This is a genomic window from Gallicola sp. Sow4_E12 (genome assembly GCF_052116305.1).
Taxonomy (GTDB): Bacteria; Bacillota; Clostridia; order Tissierellales; family Peptoniphilaceae; genus JBQKLI01.
Map to the genome: position 1 here is coordinate 1 of NZ_JBQKLI010000017.1, position 20,175 is coordinate 20,175.

Here is a 20,175-nt window from a genome sequence, read left to right on the forward strand (position 1 = left end):
TTGGTACAACCGTAAAAGGATTCATAGCAGCATTGATTATCTAACACCAAGCGAAGCTCATGCTGCATAAAAAAATCTCTCACTTTACGTGTCTACTTTATTGACATAAGTCCAAAGGGAGAAGATGTTCCTGAAGTAAAAACAGAGGATTATACAGTAAAGGTAATCTCTGGAAAATTCGAAGATGCCCAAGGGGCAAAACCTCATCATATTCAAGCAACCATCTTTGATATCGACTTGAAAGACGGAAAAGAAATCGAGATTCCTTCTTCTTCAGATGAAAGCGCATTTGTCTTCACAATCCTTGGAGAAGCAGAAATCAACGACGAACTTATTAAAGAAAAAACAGCAGTTTTGTTTAGAAGAGACGGAGACAGTATAAAAATCAAAGCCTCTAACGGAGATACTAGAGTCATCTACTTCCAAGCACCTGCTCTAAGAGAACCTATCGCTTGGGGAGGCCCTATCGTAATGAATACAAACGAAGAATTAAACCTTGCCTTCCAAGAATTAAAAGACGGAACCTTCATAAAAGAACAACCTGAAGGAGAGCTTTCGAAAAAAAGAGTGGTAGAGCGGAGTTGAAGTAGGAAAGCGGACAAACACCGCTTTCTTTTTTTAATAAAAAATAGAACTTCGCATTTATCCGCTTAAATTCAAGTATATAAATATATTATGTCTCAGCTTTACTGATTTAATAAAGTCGATTCATTTTTAATTTGAACAATAATTCAGTTATACCAACTGCCTGCAGAAAACAATTATCTGTTTCTTATTAAATGCAGAAAATAAACGCTTTTATTATTTTGACAACCACTCCCCTCTCAACACATTCACACTGTTTCTAAGCTCTTTCTTCTCTATTGTCCGTATTCCTATAGAGCTTTCCTACTGCTCTGCTTCTTCTTCCATTTCTTTGAATCTTTTTCCTGTTGCTTTCATTCCTTCTACAATTGCGGAACGGAAACCTCGTTTTTCCAGCTCCAGGCAGCCTGCTATCGTTGTTCCGCCGGGAGAAGTAACCTGATCTTTTAATTCCCCTGGGTGAATTCCTGTTTCCAAGACCATTTCTGCGGCGCCTTTTACCGTTTGCGCTGCAAAGATATAAGCATCTTTGCGGGGAATACCGTAAGAAACAGCTGCATCCGCCATCGCTTCTATCAGCATATAGATAAACGCAGGAGCAGATCCGCTGACAGAACCAACCCCTACCATCATCTCTTCCTTAACTTCTATTACACTGCTGAAACTTCTTAAAAAATGAAAAGCTCTTTCTTTTTCTTCTTCTTCAAAATCTGATTCGAAACATACTCCCATCATTCCTTCTCCTACAAGGGCTGGAGTGTTCGGCATAGCTCTTATGATTTTTGCTTTATGACTGAGTCTTTCTCTTAAGCTTTTTATGGAAAAAGAAGGAGTTATAGAAAGAAGCAGTGTCTCTTCTGTTAAGGATGGCTGAATATCGTCTAATATTTCGTCGTAAAGATTGGGCTTTACGGCTAAAATTACAATAGCGCTTTTCTCCGCAACTTCTTCATTGGACTCTGCAAGAGAGATCCCTTCCTGAACCATTTTAGAAGTATTGTCTTCATTGACATCGTAAAAGATGATTTCATCTGCAGAAGCATATTTGTTTTTTATGGCGCCTAGAGCCATAGCCCGGCCCATATTTCCAGATCCGATAAATCCTAGTTTATACATAAAACACCTCGTTTTTCTTTTTATTATATCAAATCTTAGCCGATCTGTTTCTGATTCAAATACTTTTGTCTTATAGCCCATAAAGTATCGTCTCCTTCTTAAGTCTATACTACTTTGTTTAATAAACTAAAAAACAAACGCCTGCCTCTAGTTTTGATAATTAGAAAAGAGAAATTGTTGTAGAAAAATCCCGCTTCTCGTTTTCTCCTCCAAAAACCTGCTTTTATCTTATGCAGAAAAATAAATGCACTTTTCATTTTTCCTCCACAACTCTGAAGCCCTAGCTCAAATCAGGTATTTTGATTTGATTGCAGGTCTCATGCCACTCATTTCCCAGGAACGGTATTTTTCGTTCCTGGCTAGAAATGATCGGCCACTCTCCCGCTCTTTCACTCTTCCACTCTTTTTTTCACTACTCTTTTTCCCTTTCCTTTTTTTCACATTTACACTTTATCGCAAAACAAAAAGGACCTGCTCTTTAAAAGAGTAGATCCTTTTTATTCTTCTGGAAGTTCTATGGGAAGTGTAACAACAAAAACACTGCCTTTATCCAGCTGGCTCTGTACAGAAACTTTACCGCCATGAATAATCGCCACATGCTTTACTAGGGAAAGCCCAAGCCCTGTTCCCGACTTTTTGCCTCTTGATTTGTCTGCTACATAAAAGCGTTCGAAAATACGTCTCTGCTCCTCTTCCGTCATGCCAAGACCCGTATCTTCTACTATGATTTTCACATTATTAAGCTCTCTGTAAATTTTCAGACTGATGCTTCCTTCTTCCACATTGTATTTTGTTGCATTGGAAAGAAGATTGGTAATGAGTTCGTCGATTTTTTCCTTATCGCCGTAAAAACCGATATCTTCTATCATAGTAACAAGTTTCAGCCGTTTATGTCCGATAATATTCTGATAATCCTCTGCAATTTCCCGGCCTAGTTCGCCTATATTAAATTCCTCAAAAAAGATATTTAGTTTTGTAGATCCGTCGTATTTCGATAAATTAATAATATTATCAATCAGCTCTAAAAGCTTCTTGGCTTCTGCCTGAATAATTCCAGCAAATTTTTTAACGTCTTCGCCTTTTGCGATATCGTGCTGGATCATTTCTCCATAACCGGATATAGACGTTAAAGGAGTCTTTAGTTCATGGGTAATATTTGCTGTAAATTCGGTACGCATCTTTTCGCTTTGCTGAATCTTATCATAGGAATAGTCCATCTTCTGCTTTTCCAGCTGGATTTCTTCTATAAACGGATTTAACTCGTCTATTTTTGTGGTCACGATATCGTTTTGAAAGATTTTCGTTACTAGATGTTCTTCAGGATTAAATTCTTTTAAAATTTTCTTTGTAATCAAAAACCCGATCAGCTGTACGGTTAATATTTCCAGAACAATAATACCTACTGCCGACGGAAGCACACCCATAAAAAGATCAAGATAGTTCGGAGGTTCTTCAAAAAACACCCATTCTTCCCCGTTAACGTCCCTTGTTTGGGCAGATACCTTTCCGCTTAGGGAAGGATTTTCAGATACCCTTGCTTTTTGAAAAGTAGTCGGGATATTTTCGATCTCCTTGTCCTTGTAGTTTTGGGCAATCTCATCTATTACCTGTTGTCTTCTAAAAATCAAATCATCCTGCAATGCTACAGATTGCAAGAAAATCGTCAGCATCGTGACCACCACGATAATGACGATTAAATATCTAGTCAGTAATCTTCTCATTTTATATTCCTAATCTTCGATCATATACCCGACATTGCGTACCGTTTTTATATATTTTCGGTCATCGGTCAATTTTTGGCGCAGACTTCGTATATGGACATCCACAGTTCTCGATTCCCCTTCGTAATCATATCCCCAGATCTCATTGGTAATTTGATCTCTCGTTAAAACAATATTTCGATTTTTAATGAGATAGTACAACAGTTCAAACTCTTTAAAGGTCATATCGACAAACTCGCCATCAATCTCTACTGTCCGCTTGTTCAAGTCGAGAATAATATCTTTAAACTCTACATTGGCTTCTTCCACATTTTCTTCTCGGCTTGGAATTCTTCTAAGTACTGCTTTGACTCTCGAAATCATCTCCATTACCCCAAAAGGTTTTGTGATATAGTCGTCGGCTCCCATATCCAAAGCCTTAACTTTATCATACTCTTGATCTTTTGCTGTCAGCATAATAATGGGAATATCCTCGATGTTTTTTGTGGAGCGGATCTGTTTCAAAATTTCATATCCGTCTTCTCCATCCAGCATAATATCGAGGATTATCAACGACGGCTTCTCTTGATCTATCTGTGTAAACAAAGATGCCCCGTCTCCAAAACCAAGGGCTTCATAGCCGCTGTTGTTTAAAGCATAAGAGATTAAATTTCTGATATTTTCTTCATCTTCCACTATATAAATAGCAGCCATGTTTTTCCTTCTTTCTTAATCTTATATTAATTCGCCTTCTATAGAATATGTTACCCATTCTGAGATATTTTTAGCATGACTTCCGATTCTTTCCAAATATTTTGCAACTAAAAGGAGATTTATGGCGTATTCAGGTTTTTCATTGTTTTTTAAATCTTCTATAACCAAATCTCTGATCTCAACGAAATATTCTTTAACCTTTTGATGATGTTCTGAAATGCCGTCTACTAAAGAAAGATCTCCCGAAATATAGCTTCGTATACTGTGTTTTACCATATCGATAGAAAGCTCCGCCATCTTGATCATTCTTTCGAAAGATTTCTGGCTTCTATGTTCTGTCATTTCCAAAGAAATTTCAGCGATATCAACTGCATGATCTCCGATTCTTTCCATATCCGTGATCATTTTAAGTGCGGCAGATATCAGTCTTAAGTCGCTTGCAACAGGCTGTTCTTTCAAAATCAGCTTCAAAGCTCTGCTTTCAATTTTACTTTCGTAGTCGTCTACTTCATCATCACTTTGACGTATAACAAGGGAAGTATCCTTATCGCCGTTTATCATAGAGTAAATTGCCATTGTAATTCTATCAGATATTAAGGAACCCATATCCGATAGATCATCGTTTAATTTTTCCAACTCTCTATCATATCTTCTTCTCATTTTTTCCTCCTAGCTAAAACGTCCGGTTATATATTCTTCTGTTTTACTGTTCTTAGGATTTGCAAAGATCTGCTCCGTATCTCCAAATTCTATTAAATCTCCTAATAAGAAGAATCCTGTCTGATCTGATACACGTGTTGCCTGCTGCATATTATGAGTTACTATTACAATGGTAAAGTTCTTTTTCATATCGTAAAGAAGCTCTTCTATTTTCGCTGTGGAAATCGGATCTAATGCAGAGGTTGGCTCGTCTAACAATATCACTTCCGGCTGAACCGCCATCGCCCTTGCGATACAGATTCTCTGCTGCTGTCCTCCAGAGATAGACAAGGCCGATTTATTTAAATTATCTTTTACTTCGTTCCAAATAGCTGCCTGCTTTAAAGAACGTTCTACAATTTCGTCTAATACTTTTTTATCCTTTATACCATGGGTACGGGGACCGTAAGCGATATTATCGTAGATCGATTTCGGGAAAGGGTTCGGCTGCTGAAATACCATACCGACTCTCGTTCTCAAATCATATACATCGATATCATTCCAGATGTCTTTACCGTCAAGCATAATACTTCCTTCGTGGCGAAAAGAATCTACCAAGTCGTTCATACGGTTCATCGCCTTTAACAAAGTTGATTTTCCGCAGCCTGAAGGCCCAATGAATGCAGTTACTTTATTTTCTTGGATCTCCATATTTACTTCTTTAATGGCGTGAAAATCTCCATACCAAGAATTATAATTTTTCACTTCTAATTTAGCCATTCGATTGTACTCCTCCTAGTTTTTGAGCAAATTGTGTCGATATAAAATTCAATATTAATACGATAATAAGAAGAATCACGCCTGTTGCGTATGCTGCTTCTACATGAAGTCCTTCATTGGATAATACATACATATGAAGGGCTAAGGTTCTTCCGCTGGCAGCAGATCCAACAATATTTGACGGAACTTCTGCTACTGTTCCAGATGTATATAAGAGGGCTGCCGTCTCTCCTACGATTCGCCCCGTAGCAAGAATAACCCCTGCTAAAATTCCGGGCATCGCCGATGGAAGAACAACTTGGAAAATCGTACGGACTTTTCCTGCTCCAAGACCGAAACTGCCTTCTCTATAAGATTTCGGCACAGCTAAGAGCGCATCTTCAGTAGATCTCATAATCAAAGGTAGAACCATAATCGCCAAGGTCATAGACCCTGCCAAAATACTGTAATTCCATTCTAAGAAAATAACAAAAAACAACATGCCGAACAAACCGTATACGATAGAAGGAATTCCTGCCAGCGTATCGGAAGTAACTTGTACAATTTGTACCAGTATATTATCTTTGTTTGCGTATTCTATCATATAAACTGCCGTTAATACTCCTAGGGGAACTGCAACGACTAAAGATAAAGCTACCATAATAAATGTATTGATTATAGCAGGCATCATCGAAATATTGGTAGAATTATAGGTCCATTCGAACATAGAAGGATTTAAGAAGGATACCCCTTTAACCAAAATAAATAGAATGATAAAAAACAAAGATAGAATCGTTAAAAGTGCTGCTATATGCACTAAAGCTTTTAACAGCTTGCTTGCTTTTCTCATCTATTTCACCTTCTTTCTTTTACTTAATACAAATGCTAGATTAATTAGCAGAATAAATATAAAGAGGATTGCTCCTGTAGCAACCAAGGCTTCTCTATGGAGTCCCGCTGCATAACCCATTTCCAACACAATGTTCATGGTCATTGTACGCACGCCTCTAAATAAGCTGGTAGGAATTCTCGCCTGTCCTCCTGCTACCAGAATAACCGCCATCGTTTCTCCGATTGCTCGGCCGATTCCTAGAATAATCGCTGAAAAGATCCCTTGTTTTGCTGCCGGAATCTGTACTGTAAAAATTGCTCGTTCTTTTGTAGCCCCCAGCGCAACCGCACCGTTAAAATACGCCTTCGGTACCGCTCTCAATGCTGTCTCCGTTAAAGTGATAATAGTCGGCAGAATCATAATTCCAAGAATTATAATGGCTGCAAGCATTGTAAGACCGGAACGGTTTGTAAGTCTTGTAATCATCGGTACAATTAAAACCAGACCAAAAAAACCATAAATGATGGAAGGTATTCCCGCCATCAGATTAACCCCGGTTGAAACTAGTTTATACAATTTCCCCTTGCTATACTGAGCCATATATACAGCAGTCAAAATTCCAATAGGTACACCGATAATAATAGCGCCTATGGTTACATAGACGCTACCTACGATCATCGGGAAAATACCAAAGGAAGGGTTGCCTGCTGTAGGCTTCCATTCCATACCGAACACAAAATTACCAAGTCCGATCTGGCTTATAGCAGGGATTGAATTCCCAAAAATAAATAGACAGATTACAATAACTGCGATGATGGAAAATGTAGCAGCCACTGTAGTCAGTATGCGGAAGGCTTTCTCCTTCGCGTAAAAAGCTCGCTTACTACTGTCAGTGTGAATACTCATACCCTTGCTCCCTTATATTTTCTAATTACTTAATGTCTTCCCAGTTTAAAATCGAACCAGTATAGATGCCTTTAAGATTTTCTAAAGTAATATCTTCAGCAGCATTATCTTTATGAACGATTACTGCGATTCCGTCCATTGCGATTGGAGTACCTGTTAATTGTGATGCTTCTTCTTCTTTTAGTTCACGTGAAGCCATACCGATTTGAACAACTCCGTCGATTGCATTTTGAACACCTGTAGTAGAATCAGATTGGCTTACTTGAATATTTGCATTTTGATTTACTGCTTTATATCCTTCTGCTAGTTTTTCCATAACAGGAGTAACAGATGAAGATCCTCCTACTGTAACGTCTCCGCTTACGTCCGCAGCCTGATATGCACCAGTACTGTCTACTTTGATATAACCTTCTGCCTCTACAATAGCTTGTCCTTCGTCGCTTAAGATAAATTTAATGAAGTCTTCTGCAACCGGCTCAACGTTTTCGCCAGTTACGATATTGAAAGGTCTTGCAATCGGATAAGTTTTATCTGAAACCGTTGCTGCTGACGCTTCTACTCCATTGATTTTAACTGCTTTTACTGTATCGTTTAAACTTCCTAGAGAAATATATCCGATAGCCGCAGGATCGCCAGATACAGTAGTCATCACTGCATTTGTACTATTTTGGATCGCAGCGTCTGCTGTAGTATTGTCGTTATCATCTTCTTCAACACCAGTCAATTCAACGAAAGCTCCCCTTGTACCTGAACCTGCTTCTCTCGATACAACTGTAATAGGACCAGTTAAGCTCTCTCCTGCACCAGTATCTGCTCCTGTGTCGCCTCCACCGCCGCCGCATCCAACTAATACAACAGCTACTGCAAATGTTGCTAATAATACCTTAATGATTTTCTTCATTCGTTCCTCCTAGTAGTTTTGTTTTGTTTTTAAACTTTCATAATGATTGTAAAGGGACTATGTAAATATGGTCGGAGTTGAATGTTAAATTTAAGTAAAATGATTTAATAATTCCTCTAATTTTCGCTTTTTCTATAATAATTTCAAAAGAAAACCTTTGCTTAAATTTTAAAAATCACTCCTTCAAAAAACCAACAAAAAAGATAGAGTGGAGAGATTCAAAAGAAAGAGTGAAGTTGTGGACGAAAATAATAGGAACAATTATTTTCTACCTTTGATGAAATGCAGCTTATGTACGTCGATAGGAACTTATAATTCTTAACATTTTCTTTTCCAAACAAAAAAGAAAGCAGCAAAATGCCGCTTTCCTTCTCTTCACTCTAACAAACTTCTATTCTATTTTTTCTCAAGCAAATTTTAAGCGATAGCGAAAAATTATCTTTCCCTATTCCCTAAAACCTATTTTCCTTTCTTTCCCCTTCTTTTCCTGGGTTGCGAAGCAATCCCGCCCAATGCCTGGCTGTCCTTGGACACGTCGCCTGGGTCGTGCAGCGATCCCGCCTATTCCTTACGCCCAGTTTCCTTTTTCAAACACTGTAAAGAGTTCTCCGTCCCATGTCTCTCCTTTTATGGAAAGATCTTCAGAACCTACCATAAAATCTTCATGGATCAAGGCGTCGTTGACACCGGCTTCTTTTAATTCATCCTCATTCATTTTTGTTCCGCCTTCTATACAGGTAGGGTAGGCTTTTCCAAAGGCAAAATGGCAAGATGCATTTTCGTCAAAGAGCGTATTATAGTAAAGAATATTGCTGTTGGAAATGGGACTGTCGAAAGGTACCAAGGCAACTTCTCCCAGATGCTTTCCGTTCTCGTCTACCCCAAACATATCCTTTAAATACTGTTCTCCGATCTCTGCACTGTATTCAACCACTTTTCCGTTCTCAAAAACAAAACGCATGCCGTCAATAAGATTTCCGCCATAATTAAGAGGTTTTGTAGAATAAAGCACCCCTTCTGCTCCATCTTTTTTCGGCATTGTGAAGACTTCCTCTGTAGGAATATTCGCTATAAATTCCACACCTTTGGCGTTTTTGCTGCCAGCAGACAGCCAAATATGGTTTTTAGGAAGCTCCACTTTTAAATCTGTACCTTTGCTGTTTTTATAATGAAGATAGCGAAACTGTTTCTCGTTTAAAAAATCTGCATGGGAGTCCATATCAGCTACATGTTCATTCCAGTTTTTGATAGGATCTTCGCCGACTCGAGCACTGTCTAATATACTAGTCCATAATTCTTCTACTGCTTGTGCCTCTGAAAGCTCAGGAAACACCTTCTTCGCCCAGGCTTTTGTCGGAGCTGAAACAACACACCATGAATTTAAGTCGTTCATGGTATATTTCCGATTTTCTTTTGTTGCAAGACCTGCTGCTTTGTTCCAGGCTGCTATTTTTTTTGGATCTACATCTTTCAACAGCTCTGGATCTTCTGCATGAATCGAAATAACAGCACCGTCCTTTTCGAAATAATATTTCGACTTGTCGACGGCCCATTTTGGATATTCTTCGAAAACTTCCATCGGTGCGTTTTCATATTTTAAAAGAGTCAGCTCATCGTCTGCCCAGTTCATGATCACTTCAGAAGCTCCTCTTTTGTAAGCTTTTTCCGCTAGGATACGGGCAAAATCCGCCCTTTCAATCGGTGCGCTGATCATAACAGGTTGTCCTTTTTGAATATTTGCTCCTTTTTCAACGATCAACTCTGCATAACGTTCTATTCTTTCTTTCATAGAAACTCCTTATCTGTTCTTGAAATATTTATCTCTTAAATATTCTATCCCATCTACATATCCCTGAAAACCCCGGCCTTTGATTATCTTCTCGCAATACTCTCCGATATAAGAGATCTTTCGAAACTCTTCCCTTGTTTCGATATCGCTGATATGGACTTCGACGGCAGGAATTTGAACTGCTTTCAAAGCATCTAGAATAGCTACCGAGGTATGAGTATAAGCTGCAGCATTAATCACGATTCCATCCATCCGTCCGTGGGATTGCTGAATCCGATCTACAAGATCGCCTTCGTGGTTGCTTTGATAAAACTCCAAAGTTTCAGAATCTCCTTCTGTCCTCTCTCTGATATAGTCGATCAAATCATCATAGGTTTCTTTCCCGTATATCTCCGGTTCCCGAATCCCCAGCATATTAATATTGGGTCCGTTAATGATCAATATTTTCATTAAAATCCTCCAGTATCTTCTCGACAGATTCATCTATTTTACCGTTTTGTATTTCCACATCGGAAAACCTCTGATATTTAGGCAGCCTTATCTCCTGCATTTTCTTTAAAGAAGAAAGTCCACCCTTTGATAAGGGTCTGCCTTGTATCGGAAGATCCTCAAGTTTTCGATTTAAAAAATAAATTCTTCCATTCTGCTTCAAAGGTAAATAATTTCTTTCGTCTAATACAGAACCTCCTCCTGTAGATAAGACGATTCCCGTCATCTTTCCGAATTCCAGTATCACTTCCCGCTCTAATTTTCTGAAGGCTTCTTCTCCTTCGGAGTCGAAAATAGCAGGTATTGATTTTCCCGCTTTCTTTTCGATTTCAGAATCTGTATCAATATGCTTTCTCGATAATTTTTCTGCCAGAGCTTTTCCCAAGGTAGATTTTCCTGAACCAGGCATTCCGATGAGTATGATATTTTCTGTTTTTCGGCGAAGCTTCTGTATTACCTTTTCAGTAATCACTTCGCTTATTTTTTTATCCATAAAAAGTTCAGCCGCAGCCTTTGCCTGAACCACAAGCATAGGCAGACCGTCGCTGTGTTTTATTCCAAGCTCTCGAGCTTGAAGAAGAAGGGCTGTACGATGAGGGTTGTATACCACATCGCACACCCCTTCTAAGAGGGAAAAGTCTTTTAAATCGATAATCCTCTCCAAATTATGAGGATACATTCCTACCGGAGTGCAGTTGATAATAATCTCCGCATCATAATGGCTGTACAGTTCTTGAAATGTTCTGTTTCCCGATCTAGAAAATTTCAGCACTTCCTTTGCCTTTAGAAAGCTCAGTACCGCTTCTACCGTTTGAGAAGTGGCACCGTCTCCCAGTATAATAACCTTTTTATTTTCCACTTCGATAGAAGCTCTTTTCAGCTGATACTGAAAACCGTAAAAATCCGTATTATAGCCCAGAACTTTTCCTTCTCTTTTTATAACCGTATTTACAGCACCGATTTTTAAAGCATTTTCTTCGATGTCGTCGCAGTACTGCATGATGGCTTTTTTATAAGGAATGGTAATATTAAAACCTGCTATATCTTTTCTTTGGATCAGTTCTTCGATTTCCTGTTCTTCTCTCTCGAACAGTTCATATTTATATGAACCGAAACAGCTGTGAATTTCTGGCGAAAAACTGTGTTTAAGCGTTTTTCCTAATAAACCGTAAATCATAAAAACTCCTTAAGTTTCTGAATAGTTTCCTAAAAATACAAAGTCTGGATTTTCCTTCTTTAAAGATGAAAGCAGCCCCATCACTTCCGGCATCAATACAGAACCTTCAAAATCAAAATGGAACATAAATTCAAAGTCTCTGCCTACTATCGAACGGCTTTCAATCTTCGTTAAATTAAGGCCAAGGGATGCAAAACGTGCAATAATTTTATAAAGTCCCCCGGGCTCATGGGAAGCTGTAAGCATTATAGAGATTTTATTCGCTCCTGGATAAATCTCAAGTTTTTTTGAAATACAGATGAAACGGGTATAGTTGTTGTCGCTGTTTTGTATTCCATCTTCTATTACTTCTAAACCGTATAATTCTACACAATGAAGAGAAGATATCGCTGCCAACTCTTTTCTATCCGATTCGGAAACTGTTTTTGCCGCCATCGCCGTATTTCTTACGGAAGTTATTTCAACGTCACTAATTTTTTTCAGATAGCCGCTGCATTGTTCCAAAGCTTGTCGATGGGAGATGATTTCTTTTATATCTTCTTTCTTAATACCCTTTTTCCCCAATAAACCATGATGGATAAATAAACGGAAGCTTGAAATAATGGAAAAGTTTTTCTTTTCCATTAACTCATACACTTCTTTCACAGAGCCGTTTGAACTATTTTCTATAGGCAAAACTCCATAGTCGCATAGTCCTTGTTCTACTGCATCGAAAACAGATTCAAAAGTATCGAAATACATTAAATGTCCCATGGGAAAAAGTTTATCCGATGCCTGTTGAGAATAAGATCCTTCCGTTCCTTGAACAGCAATCATTCCCTTTTTCGGCAAAAGCTCAGGGGTGTTTTTTACCGCTTCTTTGATTTGATCTTCCAATTCTTGGGACTTTAACAAAAATTCCGATTGATAAGATTTGCTTAAGTCAAACAATGTGGAGTATAAGAGCCTTGCATAGGGCGCAAATTCTCCTGCATTTTTTGTCACACGATCGAGTATTTCTCTTTCTCTGCTTTTATTCTTTATAATAAGTCCTTCTTTATGTTTCGCCTTTGCTACTTCATAAGAAAGTTCCATCCTCTTTATAAAGCATTCTAAAAGCTGATCGTCTACTTCGTTAATCTTATCTCTAATCTCTTTTAAATCCACTTTCTTCACCTGCCATTTCATCTAATAGTATTATCGCCAACGCCGCCTCTACTACAGGAATTGCGCGAATCGCAATACATGGATCGTGACGGCCTTTGATTACAAGTTTTTTGTTTTTCATTTCGGATATGCTGAAAGAATCCTGCTCCATGCTGATAGAGGCTGTAGGTTTCATTCCCACTCGGAAAAGAATCGGCATGCCGTTTGAGATACCTCCGTTGATTCCTCCCGCATGATTTGTAAGGGTTTTTACTTCTTCCCCTTGGATCTGTAAAGAATCGTTGTGCTTAGATCCCTGCATTCTAGTCCCTTCAAATCCTGTTCCGAACTCGATCCCCCGCACTCCCGGAATGCCAAAGATCATTTGTGCAATTCTATTTTCCAAACCGTCAAAAATAGGATTGCCAAGACCTCCCGGTACTCCAATGGCAGCACATTCGATCACTCCGCCTACAGAGTCCAAATCCTTTATCATCTCAAGGATTTTTTCTCTTATTTTATTGCCAGCTTCCTCGTCTATTACAGGAATTTCTTTTTTTCCAGGAGATAAAAGTTCTTCCTTTGTGATCTCAACAGGGTCCCATCTTTTATCTTCGATTTTTTCAATAGAAGACAAGTGAGCGCCGATATAGATTCCTTTTGCTGCCAAAATCTGTTTCGCAATTCCTCCAGCGATACAAAGAGGCGCCGTCAGCCTCCCAGAAAAATGTCCTCCCCCTCTCATATCCGCATGACCCCCATACTTCAAATAAGAAGTATAGTCTGCATGGGAAGGCCGGGGAATGTCTTTTAAGTTTGAATAGTCTTTCGATCTTTGGTCGCTGTTGCGAATCATCGCTGCCAAAGGGCTTCCTGTTGTTCTGTCCTGATAAAGGCCGGATAGAATTTCCGGAATATCTCCTTCTTTTCGTTTCGTAGCCAAATCGCTTGTACCAGGAGCTCTTCTTTTCATAAAGTCTTTCAGTTCTTCTATATCTACAGATTCTCCTGCTGGAAGACCGTCTATCACAACACCAATTCCTTTTCCGTGGGATTCTCCGAAGATTGAAATTTTTATATTTTTACCGATTGTCGATGACATGAGCCTGGCCTCCTAATGATTTATAATCTTCATAAAATGCAGGATAGGATTTGTTAACCGCTTCTGCACGGTCGATTATAACCTCTTTCTCGCATTTAATCGCTGCAATACTTGCCGCCATTGCAATCCGGTGATCGCCAAAGCTTGAGGTTTCCCCTCCAGAAAGACTCCCTCCCTGTATGATCAGACCGTCTTTCGTTTCTTCTGCTTTTCCGCCTAGATCTCGGATCATTCTGGCCGTAGTCTCTAAACGGTCTGTTTCTTTATAACGAAGTCTCTCTCCATTATAAAAAACCGATTCTCCTTCGCTTACAGAAGCGATTACCGCAAGGATTGGCAGAAGATCTGGAATCTCTTTCAAATCGACTTTTATTGCCTGAAGTTTTCCTTTTTGTACGGCGACTTTTTCTCCCCGAACAATATCAGCTCCTGCTGCTTCTAAAATATCAAGAATTTTCGCATCGGACTGGAGAGTATCTTTTTTTAATCCCTTTAGCACAACCGTTCCTTCCAAAGCTCCTGCCGCAAGATAAAAGGCTGCATTTGAAAAGTCTCCTTCTACATCGATCTCTCCAGGGCTTTTATAGGAACCTTTCTTTACCCGAAACACACTTTCAAAATATTCTACATCGATACCGAAACGCTTCATCGTCTCCATTGTCATATCCACATAAGCTGATGATTCTAAAGGACTTGTTAAATGGATTTCTACTTCTTCTCCCATTAAAGGAGCGGCAAAAAGAATTCCTGATATATATTGAGAAGAAACATTTCCTGGCATTGTGAAAGTCTTGCCTTTTAAACGCCCCTTCGTTTCAAAGGGAAGATTCTCTGTGGAAAAAGAAGTTCCGTTTTCTTCCATGGCATTTTGAAGATCTTTTAAGGGTCTTTCCGGCAGTCTCCCTTCTCCTGTAAAGGATGCTTTCTTTGTTAAAGCTGCCGTTACAGGGAGAAGAAAACGAAGTGTCGATCCGCTTTCTTTCGGGTTGATAAAAACATCTTCCGGCACTTCTCGGATAGGCGTTACGATCAGCTGATTTTCTTTTCTTTCAATACCAGCTCCGAGAGCTCTTAAACAACCGATTGTCGCTTCGATATCCTCTGAAGTATTATTAATATTTATAATCGAATTTTTATCTGCCAAGCTTGCGCAGATCAAAATTCGATGTCCGTCGGATTTAGAAGATAAAATTTCTAGTTCCCCCTCCAGACGGTCCGCTGTTATCTGTACTTTCATATTAAACTCTGCCCTTCTCAATATATTCTCGGAAATCTTCGATTAGAACCTTATGAAGCCTGCATTTTCCGATTCTTTCGATTTCAATAATAGTTATCTTATCGCTGCTGCATTTTTTATCTTTATATACTTTTCCAAATAAATCCTCAGTAGAATAGCTTGTTTTTGTAGGAAGTCCATTCTTTTCGAGAACCTTAAGAATTCTTCCCCTGTTATCTTTTTTTAAAACCCCGATTTTTTCGCATGCTCTTGCCATCATGCCCATACCCATAGCGACTGCATGCCCATGGCTTACTTCATATCCGCTTGCTTTTTCTATAGCATGTCCGATAGTATGCCCGAGGTTTAAAAACTGCCGTTCTCCTTTTTCCATTTCATCTTTCTTCACCACTTCAGCTTTATGTTTCACGCATCGTTCTATGATATTGGAAAGGCGGGCATCCCTTTGAGTTAAGGCTGTTTCAAATTCAGCAAAGAGCTCTTCGTCTCGAAGAATGCCGTATTTTATAGATTCTGCAACACCATCCAGAAAACGCTCTTCTTTCATTGTAGCAAAAAGATCCGGATCGCATAAAACCGCCTGGGGCTGTTTAAAAGCTCCTACAAGATTTTTACCTTCCTTAAGATTTACAGCAGTTTTGCCACCAACAGAAGAATCCACTGCAGCGAGCAATGTTGTAGGTACTTGTATATAATCGATTCCTCTTAAAAAGGACGCCGCCGTAAAACCAGACAAATCGCCTACTACCCCTCCTCCAAAAGCAAGAACTGTATCGTTTCTATGAAAATTATGTGCTGCCATATATTCTAAAATTCGGCCATAAACTTCTAAAGATTTGCTTTCTTCCCCTGGAACGATAATATATTTATCCCACTCAATATTATTTTCGTTCATCTGCTCTGCTATAACTCTTCCATAGAAAGAATCTACATTTTCATCTGTAATAATGAGCAGTTTTCCTTTTAGAAAAGGCTTTATCGATTTTCCTAGTATGTTAAGCAATCCCTTTTCTATTATGACAGGATAAGAGGGATTTGTTTCGATTTGTATCTGGCTCATGGATTATCTCCTTTTATCTTCCATTTCTTTTTTTGCAGCACATCCGGCATGCAGCATTTCTTTTAACATTTCTTCTTCTTCTTTTTCGATCGCATCGGCGTAGCTCTCCAGCTGACTGCTTATTCTTCGTATTTCTCTGCAGAGATTATCTTTGTTCTTAAAGAAAAGCTCTGTCCACATCTCTGCGTCTAGTGTTGCAACCCGAGTCAAGTCCCTTAAACTATCCGCAGAAAATCCGTATTCCTCGTTGTGGCTTGGAGACTGGACATAGGAATTTGAAACTACATGGGCAAGCTGAGACGTATACGCGATGATGCGGTCATGTTCACAGCTGTTGGAATAAACAATTTTCTTAAACCCGATTTCTCGAAAAAGAGGCTCTAATCTTTTACCTAAACCTTTTGAAGTTTCATTTTCCACAAAGATCATAGATGCTTTATCATACAGCTCAGGCAAAGAGCGGTCATAGCCGCCTCGTTCTCTGCCCGCCATAGGATGGCCTCCCAGATATGAAAACTGATATTCTTTTGCAAGAGGAAGAATTTCCTCCTCCAGCACTCTTTTTACTCCGCAGAGATCTAAGAGGGTTCCTCGTATATTTTCCTTGTTTTTTTTCACAAAATCAACAGCTGCCCCAGGTCGTACTGCTAAAAGAATCAGCTCGCAGCTCTTTATATTTTCCTGATTTAACTCTTCCTGTATTATCCCTTCTGCTAATGCAGCTTCCATCGTGCTTTCATTTGTATCAAATCCTAAAACTGTATGAGAAGAAATCCGATGAAGCGCCTTGGCAAAACTTCCTCCGATCAGCCCCAGTCCTAAAATACCGACTTTCATTTATGAAAGCTCTGCCAGTGCATCGTGAAGCTTGAAAATTTTCTTAGCCACATTATCGAAAGTCTCTGGTTTCAAGGACTGAGGACCATCGCATAAAGCATGTTCCGGATCGTTATGCACTTCGATGATCATACCATGAGCTCCTGCTGCTGTTGCTGCTAACGATAAAGGCTCTACCATTCTGCTCATTCCTGCTGCATGGCTTGGATCGATAATAACAGGAAGATGTGTTTCTTCTTTTAAAACCGGAACCGCTGAGATATCAAGGGTATTTCGAGTCATTCTTTCGAAGGTACGGATTCCTCTTTCGCAAAGAATGACGTTTCGGTTGCCGCCAGCCATAATATATTCAGCACTCATAATAAGCTCTTGGTACGTAGCAGAAAGTCCTCGTTTTAAAAGAATCGGCTTGTCGATTTTTCCAAGTCGTTTTAAAAGTTCGAAGTTCTGCATATTTCTCGCTCCAACTTGAATAATATCTACATCATCGCATAATTCCAATTGTGAAGACTCCATAATCTCTGTAACGATAGGAAGACCTGTCTCTTTTTTTGCGGCTAGCAGAAGCTCGATTCCTTCGGCTCCCATTCCTTGGAATGCGTATGGCGATGTTCTCGGTTTGAATGCTCCCCCTCTTAGGATCGTAGCTCCTGATTTCTTAACAGCTTTCGCCACTTCGATAATCTGCTCTTTTGATTCTACAGAACACGGACCGGCAATGACTGTAAAGTTGTTTCCTCCGATTTTTGTTCCATTTTCTAAAGTAATCACTGTATCCTCCGGATGAAATCTTCTGTTTGCTTCTTTGTACGGCTCTTGAATTCTCTTCACCGCTTCAACAATCTCTAAAGCATTGATCAAACTTGCATCAATCTTCGTTGTGTCTCCTACAAGTCCCAAGATCGTAATATTTTCTCCTACAGTAGGTCTAACTTCCACCCCTTGGTTTGTCAACCATTCTTTTAATCGAGCTACCTGTTCTTTGTCTGGGTTTTGTTTTAATTTGATAATCATAATTGTATCCTCCTAGTTGATTTTAAATAAATAAAGCTCCCAAAACGGCTGTTTTGGGAGCTTCTAATAGACTTAATTTTTCTGTAATTATATACCAATCTCAGAATAATTTAAATGTCTATGCATGCAACCCAAAAAAGCTTTACCATAAAAATAAGTAAAGTAAAAGCTAAAATAAAATTGTGCAAAAGACATTAGGTTTTTCATAACAATTTCTCCTTGTTTTCTAAGATGAATTAATAATAACATAATTTCTATCTCCTGCCTAGAAAATACTTTAACACTTAAAAGCATAAAATGAATTGGTTATTTATTATCAATTTGGAAAGTCTATTTTCCAATGTTTTAAAAGCTTTTTAGACTTGTTACATTTTTTTAATAATTAAGAAACCGGCTCTTCTCGATTTAAAATAATCTGATTCCATCTCCAATTTCTTGTCTCTCCATCCGGATATGTATCTTCAAAATGATCTACTCGTTTATTAATCACAGAGTACTGATCTCTGTAATACAGAGGGATTACCGGCGTTTCGACCGTCATAATCTGATGAAATTCTCCATAATTGGCATTTCTCTTGTCGAAATCGAAGCTTTCCCGGCTGCTGATTCTGTTTAAATTCTCTTCCAGTTCCTCTGTGGAAAATCTGGGATAATTATATTCTGAATTTTTTCCGTAATAAAGTGAAGGATTCGGATTTTGTGTCAGTCCCCAAGTAGCTTGATACACATCTATCGCTGGATCATCGTCTTTTAAACGATTGTATAAATCCTGAAATTCTAAAGGCTTCCCATCTGTCAGGATTACATTTAAACCGATCTCTTTCCAAGCTCCGATATAGTAGGCTGCTAATTCTTCAGAAAGATATCCATCCTCTGCCAGTGCAAAGGATATACTCAAAGGATTCCCCTCTGGATCTTCTCTATAGCCGTCTGCATCTATATCTTTATACCCTGCATCCTCTAGAAGCTGCTTTCCATTTTCTGGATTATAGGGGAATCCTGGAGGATTTTTAGGAGAAAGATTTTCATACATGGGAAGAATCAGTGAATTCCCCGAAGATCTTAAATCTCTAAAAAATTCTGCAGCTACTTTTTCCCGGTCGATGGCATAAGCCATAGCTGTTCTAAGATTTCCATTAGCCATCTTGCTGTTCGAATCTGTCTGAACCTCTATTTCTTCTTCTCCTGTTAATTTTCCTAGTTTAAAACCTAAATACGTATAAGTAAGATCTTGTTTTTTCAGTATGGAATAGTTTGTATACTTTGAAACTTGAGAGTATAAAGTAGGATCAAGTCCTTCTATATAATCAAACCTCCCCTGATCTAACGCCGCTAAGGTTTCAATGGGTTTCATCCACTCAAACTCTACCCCTTCTAAAGAAGGTTTCCCTGCCCAAAAATGCTCATTCGCTTTAAAAACAATCTTTTCTTGTGGAATAATCTGGGATATAGAAAAAGGACCTGCTGATAGAGGACTGACACGCACAACTTCTGAATTCGGAAGTTCTGTTATGGATACCCCCTCCATCTGCTTAGAAGGAACAGGTTCCGTTAAGACCCCTTCCCCCCACAATATATCGGGAGAAAACTCCTTGTAGCTTATAATAATCGTATTCTCGTCTGGTGTACGGACACCGGATATCCTTTGCGCTTCTCCTGCATGATACTCTTCCATTCCTCTAATATTTTTCATTGCATCGTCGTATCTAAGACCTGTATAGTCGGGATGTCCTATAATTTCATAAGCATAGGCAAAATCTTTTGACGTAACCTTCGATCCATCGGACCATTTAAATTTATCGCTTAAAATCTCCATCTTCAATGTTCCATTTTCCGTATTCGGTTCAAAGGACAGTACTTCAGAAGATTTATACTCTAGATCTTCTCCCCTTTCCAAAGAACCGTACATTGTATCCTCCATGATTTTCCAATCCATAGGGTTTTCATAATACAAGTAGGAAAAAACACCGTCGAAAGAAGTCTCGCCGCTTAAGCCGACTTTAAAAACCCCTCCAGGAACGGGTTCCCCGGAATGGCTGACGACTCCTTTCTTTCCTTCTTCCACTATTTCAGCTGTTTCTTGGTTTTCTCTGCCGCAAGCTGCTGCAAAAAGAAGGATTACTGCTGTACACATCAGAAATATTTTCTTCATCTCATTCCCCTATAAAAAGAGTCTCCTCCTCAAAACAAGGG

The 20,175-nt window shown here is 39.0% G+C and carries 19 protein-coding genes; 1 reads left to right on the top strand and 18 read right to left on the bottom strand.

Annotated features, from left to right (window positions below):
• Positions 1 to 210 precede the first annotated feature (210 nt).
• The gene (locus ACTQ46_RS08930) at positions 211 to 585 is read left to right on the top strand and encodes a pirin-like C-terminal cupin domain-containing protein (RefSeq protein WP_441749205.1); all 375 of its coding nucleotides are present in this window, start codon (positions 211 to 213) and stop codon (positions 583 to 585) included.
• Between the two features lie 303 nt (positions 586 to 888).
• Here ACTQ46_RS08930 and proC read toward each other — a convergent pair whose 3' ends face one another.
• From proC to ACTQ46_RS09020, 18 genes are all read right to left on the bottom strand, one after another.
• On the bottom strand, positions 889 to 1,701 hold the full coding sequence (gene proC / locus ACTQ46_RS08935) for a pyrroline-5-carboxylate reductase (protein ID WP_441749129.1): 813 nt from the start codon (positions 1,699 to 1,701) through the stop codon (positions 889 to 891).
• 497 nt (positions 1,702 to 2,198) lie between these two features.
• The gene (locus tag ACTQ46_RS08940; RefSeq protein ID WP_441749130.1) at positions 2,199 to 3,422 is read right to left on the bottom strand and encodes a sensor histidine kinase; all 1,224 of its coding nucleotides are present in this window, start codon (positions 3,420 to 3,422) and stop codon (positions 2,199 to 2,201) included.
• 9 nt (positions 3,423 to 3,431) lie between these two features.
• Positions 3,432 to 4,115: a response regulator transcription factor gene (locus ACTQ46_RS08945; protein WP_441749132.1), complete on the bottom strand. Its 684-nt coding sequence runs from the start codon at positions 4,113 to 4,115 to the stop codon at positions 3,432 to 3,434.
• 21 nt (positions 4,116 to 4,136) lie between these two features.
• A complete protein-coding gene (phoU, locus tag ACTQ46_RS08950) occupies positions 4,137 to 4,775 on the bottom strand; it encodes a phosphate signaling complex protein PhoU (protein WP_441749134.1) in 639 nt (212 codons plus the stop codon).
• A 9-nt stretch (positions 4,776 to 4,784) separates the two neighbouring features.
• A complete protein-coding gene (pstB, locus tag ACTQ46_RS08955) occupies positions 4,785 to 5,534 on the bottom strand; it encodes a phosphate ABC transporter ATP-binding protein PstB (RefSeq protein WP_441749136.1) in 750 nt (249 codons plus the stop codon).
• Positions 5,527 to 6,363, bottom strand: coding sequence for a phosphate ABC transporter permease PstA (pstA, locus tag ACTQ46_RS08960; protein WP_441749138.1), 837 nt, complete (start codon positions 6,361 to 6,363; stop codon positions 5,527 to 5,529). The genes pstB and pstA overlap by 8 nt, the downstream gene beginning before the upstream one ends.
• Positions 6,364 to 7,251, bottom strand: coding sequence for a phosphate ABC transporter permease subunit PstC (pstC, locus tag ACTQ46_RS08965; protein ID WP_441749140.1), 888 nt, complete (start codon positions 7,249 to 7,251; stop codon positions 6,364 to 6,366). It abuts the gene before it with no gap.
• Between the two features lie 25 nt (positions 7,252 to 7,276).
• Positions 7,277 to 8,152: a substrate-binding domain-containing protein gene (locus ACTQ46_RS08970; protein ID WP_441749142.1), complete on the bottom strand. Its 876-nt coding sequence runs from the start codon at positions 8,150 to 8,152 to the stop codon at positions 7,277 to 7,279.
• 568 nt (positions 8,153 to 8,720) lie between these two features.
• The gene (locus tag ACTQ46_RS08975) at positions 8,721 to 9,941 is read right to left on the bottom strand and encodes an aminopeptidase (protein WP_441749144.1); all 1,221 of its coding nucleotides are present in this window, start codon (positions 9,939 to 9,941) and stop codon (positions 8,721 to 8,723) included.
• A gap of 9 nt (positions 9,942 to 9,950) precedes the next feature.
• A complete protein-coding gene (gene aroQ, locus ACTQ46_RS08980; protein ID WP_441749145.1) occupies positions 9,951 to 10,391 on the bottom strand; it encodes a type II 3-dehydroquinate dehydratase in 441 nt (146 codons plus the stop codon).
• Positions 10,372 to 11,607 carry a shikimate kinase gene (locus tag ACTQ46_RS08985; RefSeq protein ID WP_441749147.1) on the bottom strand — a complete coding sequence of 412 codons (1,236 nt, stop codon included), beginning with the start codon at positions 11,605 to 11,607 and terminating at the stop codon, positions 10,372 to 10,374. Before ACTQ46_RS08985 ends, aroQ begins: the two co-directional genes overlap by 20 nt.
• A gap of 9 nt (positions 11,608 to 11,616) precedes the next feature.
• The gene (locus ACTQ46_RS08990; protein ID WP_441749149.1) at positions 11,617 to 12,753 is read right to left on the bottom strand and encodes a bifunctional chorismate mutase/prephenate dehydratase; all 1,137 of its coding nucleotides are present in this window, start codon (positions 12,751 to 12,753) and stop codon (positions 11,617 to 11,619) included.
• Positions 12,734 to 13,834 (bottom strand): chorismate synthase, encoded by a 1,101-nt coding sequence (gene aroC, locus ACTQ46_RS08995; RefSeq protein WP_441749151.1) that lies wholly within the window; start codon positions 13,832 to 13,834, stop codon positions 12,734 to 12,736. The genes ACTQ46_RS08990 and aroC overlap by 20 nt, the downstream gene beginning before the upstream one ends.
• On the bottom strand, positions 13,815 to 15,071 hold the full coding sequence (gene aroA, locus ACTQ46_RS09000) for a 3-phosphoshikimate 1-carboxyvinyltransferase (RefSeq protein ID WP_441749153.1): 1,257 nt from the start codon (positions 15,069 to 15,071) through the stop codon (positions 13,815 to 13,817). Before aroA ends, aroC begins: the two co-directional genes overlap by 20 nt.
• A 1-nt stretch (position 15,072) precedes the next feature.
• Entirely contained in the window at positions 15,073 to 16,131 is a 1,059-nt protein-coding gene (aroB, locus tag ACTQ46_RS09005; RefSeq protein ID WP_441749155.1) for a 3-dehydroquinate synthase, read from the bottom strand.
• A gap of 3 nt (positions 16,132 to 16,134) precedes the next feature.
• Complete coding sequence (locus tag ACTQ46_RS09010; RefSeq protein WP_441749157.1) at positions 16,135 to 16,968, bottom strand: prephenate dehydrogenase; 834 nt, start codon at positions 16,966 to 16,968, stop codon at positions 16,135 to 16,137.
• Positions 16,969 to 17,982 carry a 3-deoxy-7-phosphoheptulonate synthase gene (aroF, locus tag ACTQ46_RS09015; RefSeq protein ID WP_441749159.1) on the bottom strand — a complete coding sequence of 338 codons (1,014 nt, stop codon included), beginning with the start codon at positions 17,980 to 17,982 and terminating at the stop codon, positions 16,969 to 16,971. It lies immediately after the preceding gene.
• 382 nt (positions 17,983 to 18,364) lie between these two features.
• On the bottom strand, positions 18,365 to 20,134 hold the full coding sequence (locus ACTQ46_RS09020; protein ID WP_441749160.1) for an ABC transporter substrate-binding protein: 1,770 nt from the start codon (positions 20,132 to 20,134) through the stop codon (positions 18,365 to 18,367).
• Between the last annotated feature and the right edge of the window lie 41 nt (positions 20,135 to 20,175).

Coding starts and splice junctions, on each gene's coding strand:
- proC (WP_441749129.1), bottom strand. CDS start 1,701: ATGTATAAACTAGGATTTATCGGATCTGGAAATATGGGCCGGGCTATG.
- ACTQ46_RS08940 (WP_441749130.1), bottom strand. CDS start 3,422: ATGAGAAGATTACTGACTAGATATTTAATCGTCATTATCGTGGTGGTC.
- ACTQ46_RS08945 (WP_441749132.1), bottom strand. CDS start 4,115: ATGGCTGCTATTTATATAGTGGAAGATGAAGAAAATATCAGAAATTTA.
- phoU (WP_441749134.1), bottom strand. CDS start 4,775: ATGAGAAGAAGATATGATAGAGAGTTGGAAAAATTAAACGATGATCTA.
- pstB (WP_441749136.1), bottom strand. CDS start 5,534: ATGGCTAAATTAGAAGTGAAAAATTATAATTCTTGGTATGGAGATTTT.
- pstA (WP_441749138.1), bottom strand. CDS start 6,363: ATGAGAAAAGCAAGCAAGCTGTTAAAAGCTTTAGTGCATATAGCAGCA.
- pstC (WP_441749140.1), bottom strand. CDS start 7,251: ATGAGTATTCACACTGACAGTAGTAAGCGAGCTTTTTACGCGAAGGAG.
- ACTQ46_RS08970 (WP_441749142.1), bottom strand. CDS start 8,152: ATGAAGAAAATCATTAAGGTATTATTAGCAACATTTGCAGTAGCTGTT.
- ACTQ46_RS08975 (WP_441749144.1), bottom strand. CDS start 9,941: ATGAAAGAAAGAATAGAACGTTATGCAGAGTTGATCGTTGAAAAAGGA.
- aroQ (WP_441749145.1), bottom strand. CDS start 10,391: ATGAAAATATTGATCATTAACGGACCCAATATTAATATGCTGGGGATT.
- ACTQ46_RS08985 (WP_441749147.1), bottom strand. CDS start 11,607: ATGATTTACGGTTTATTAGGAAAAACGCTTAAACACAGTTTTTCGCCA.
- aroC (WP_441749151.1), bottom strand. CDS start 13,834: ATGTCATCGACAATCGGTAAAAATATAAAAATTTCAATCTTCGGAGAA.
- aroA (WP_441749153.1), bottom strand. CDS start 15,071: ATGAAAGTACAGATAACAGCGGACCGTCTGGAGGGGGAACTAGAAATT.
- aroB (WP_441749155.1), bottom strand. CDS start 16,131: ATGAGCCAGATACAAATCGAAACAAATCCCTCTTATCCTGTCATAATA.
- ACTQ46_RS09010 (WP_441749157.1), bottom strand. CDS start 16,968: ATGAAAGTCGGTATTTTAGGACTGGGGCTGATCGGAGGAAGTTTTGCC.
- aroF (WP_441749159.1), bottom strand. CDS start 17,982: ATGATTATCAAATTAAAACAAAACCCAGACAAAGAACAGGTAGCTCGA.
- ACTQ46_RS09020 (WP_441749160.1), bottom strand. CDS start 20,134: ATGAAGAAAATATTTCTGATGTGTACAGCAGTAATCCTTCTTTTTGCA.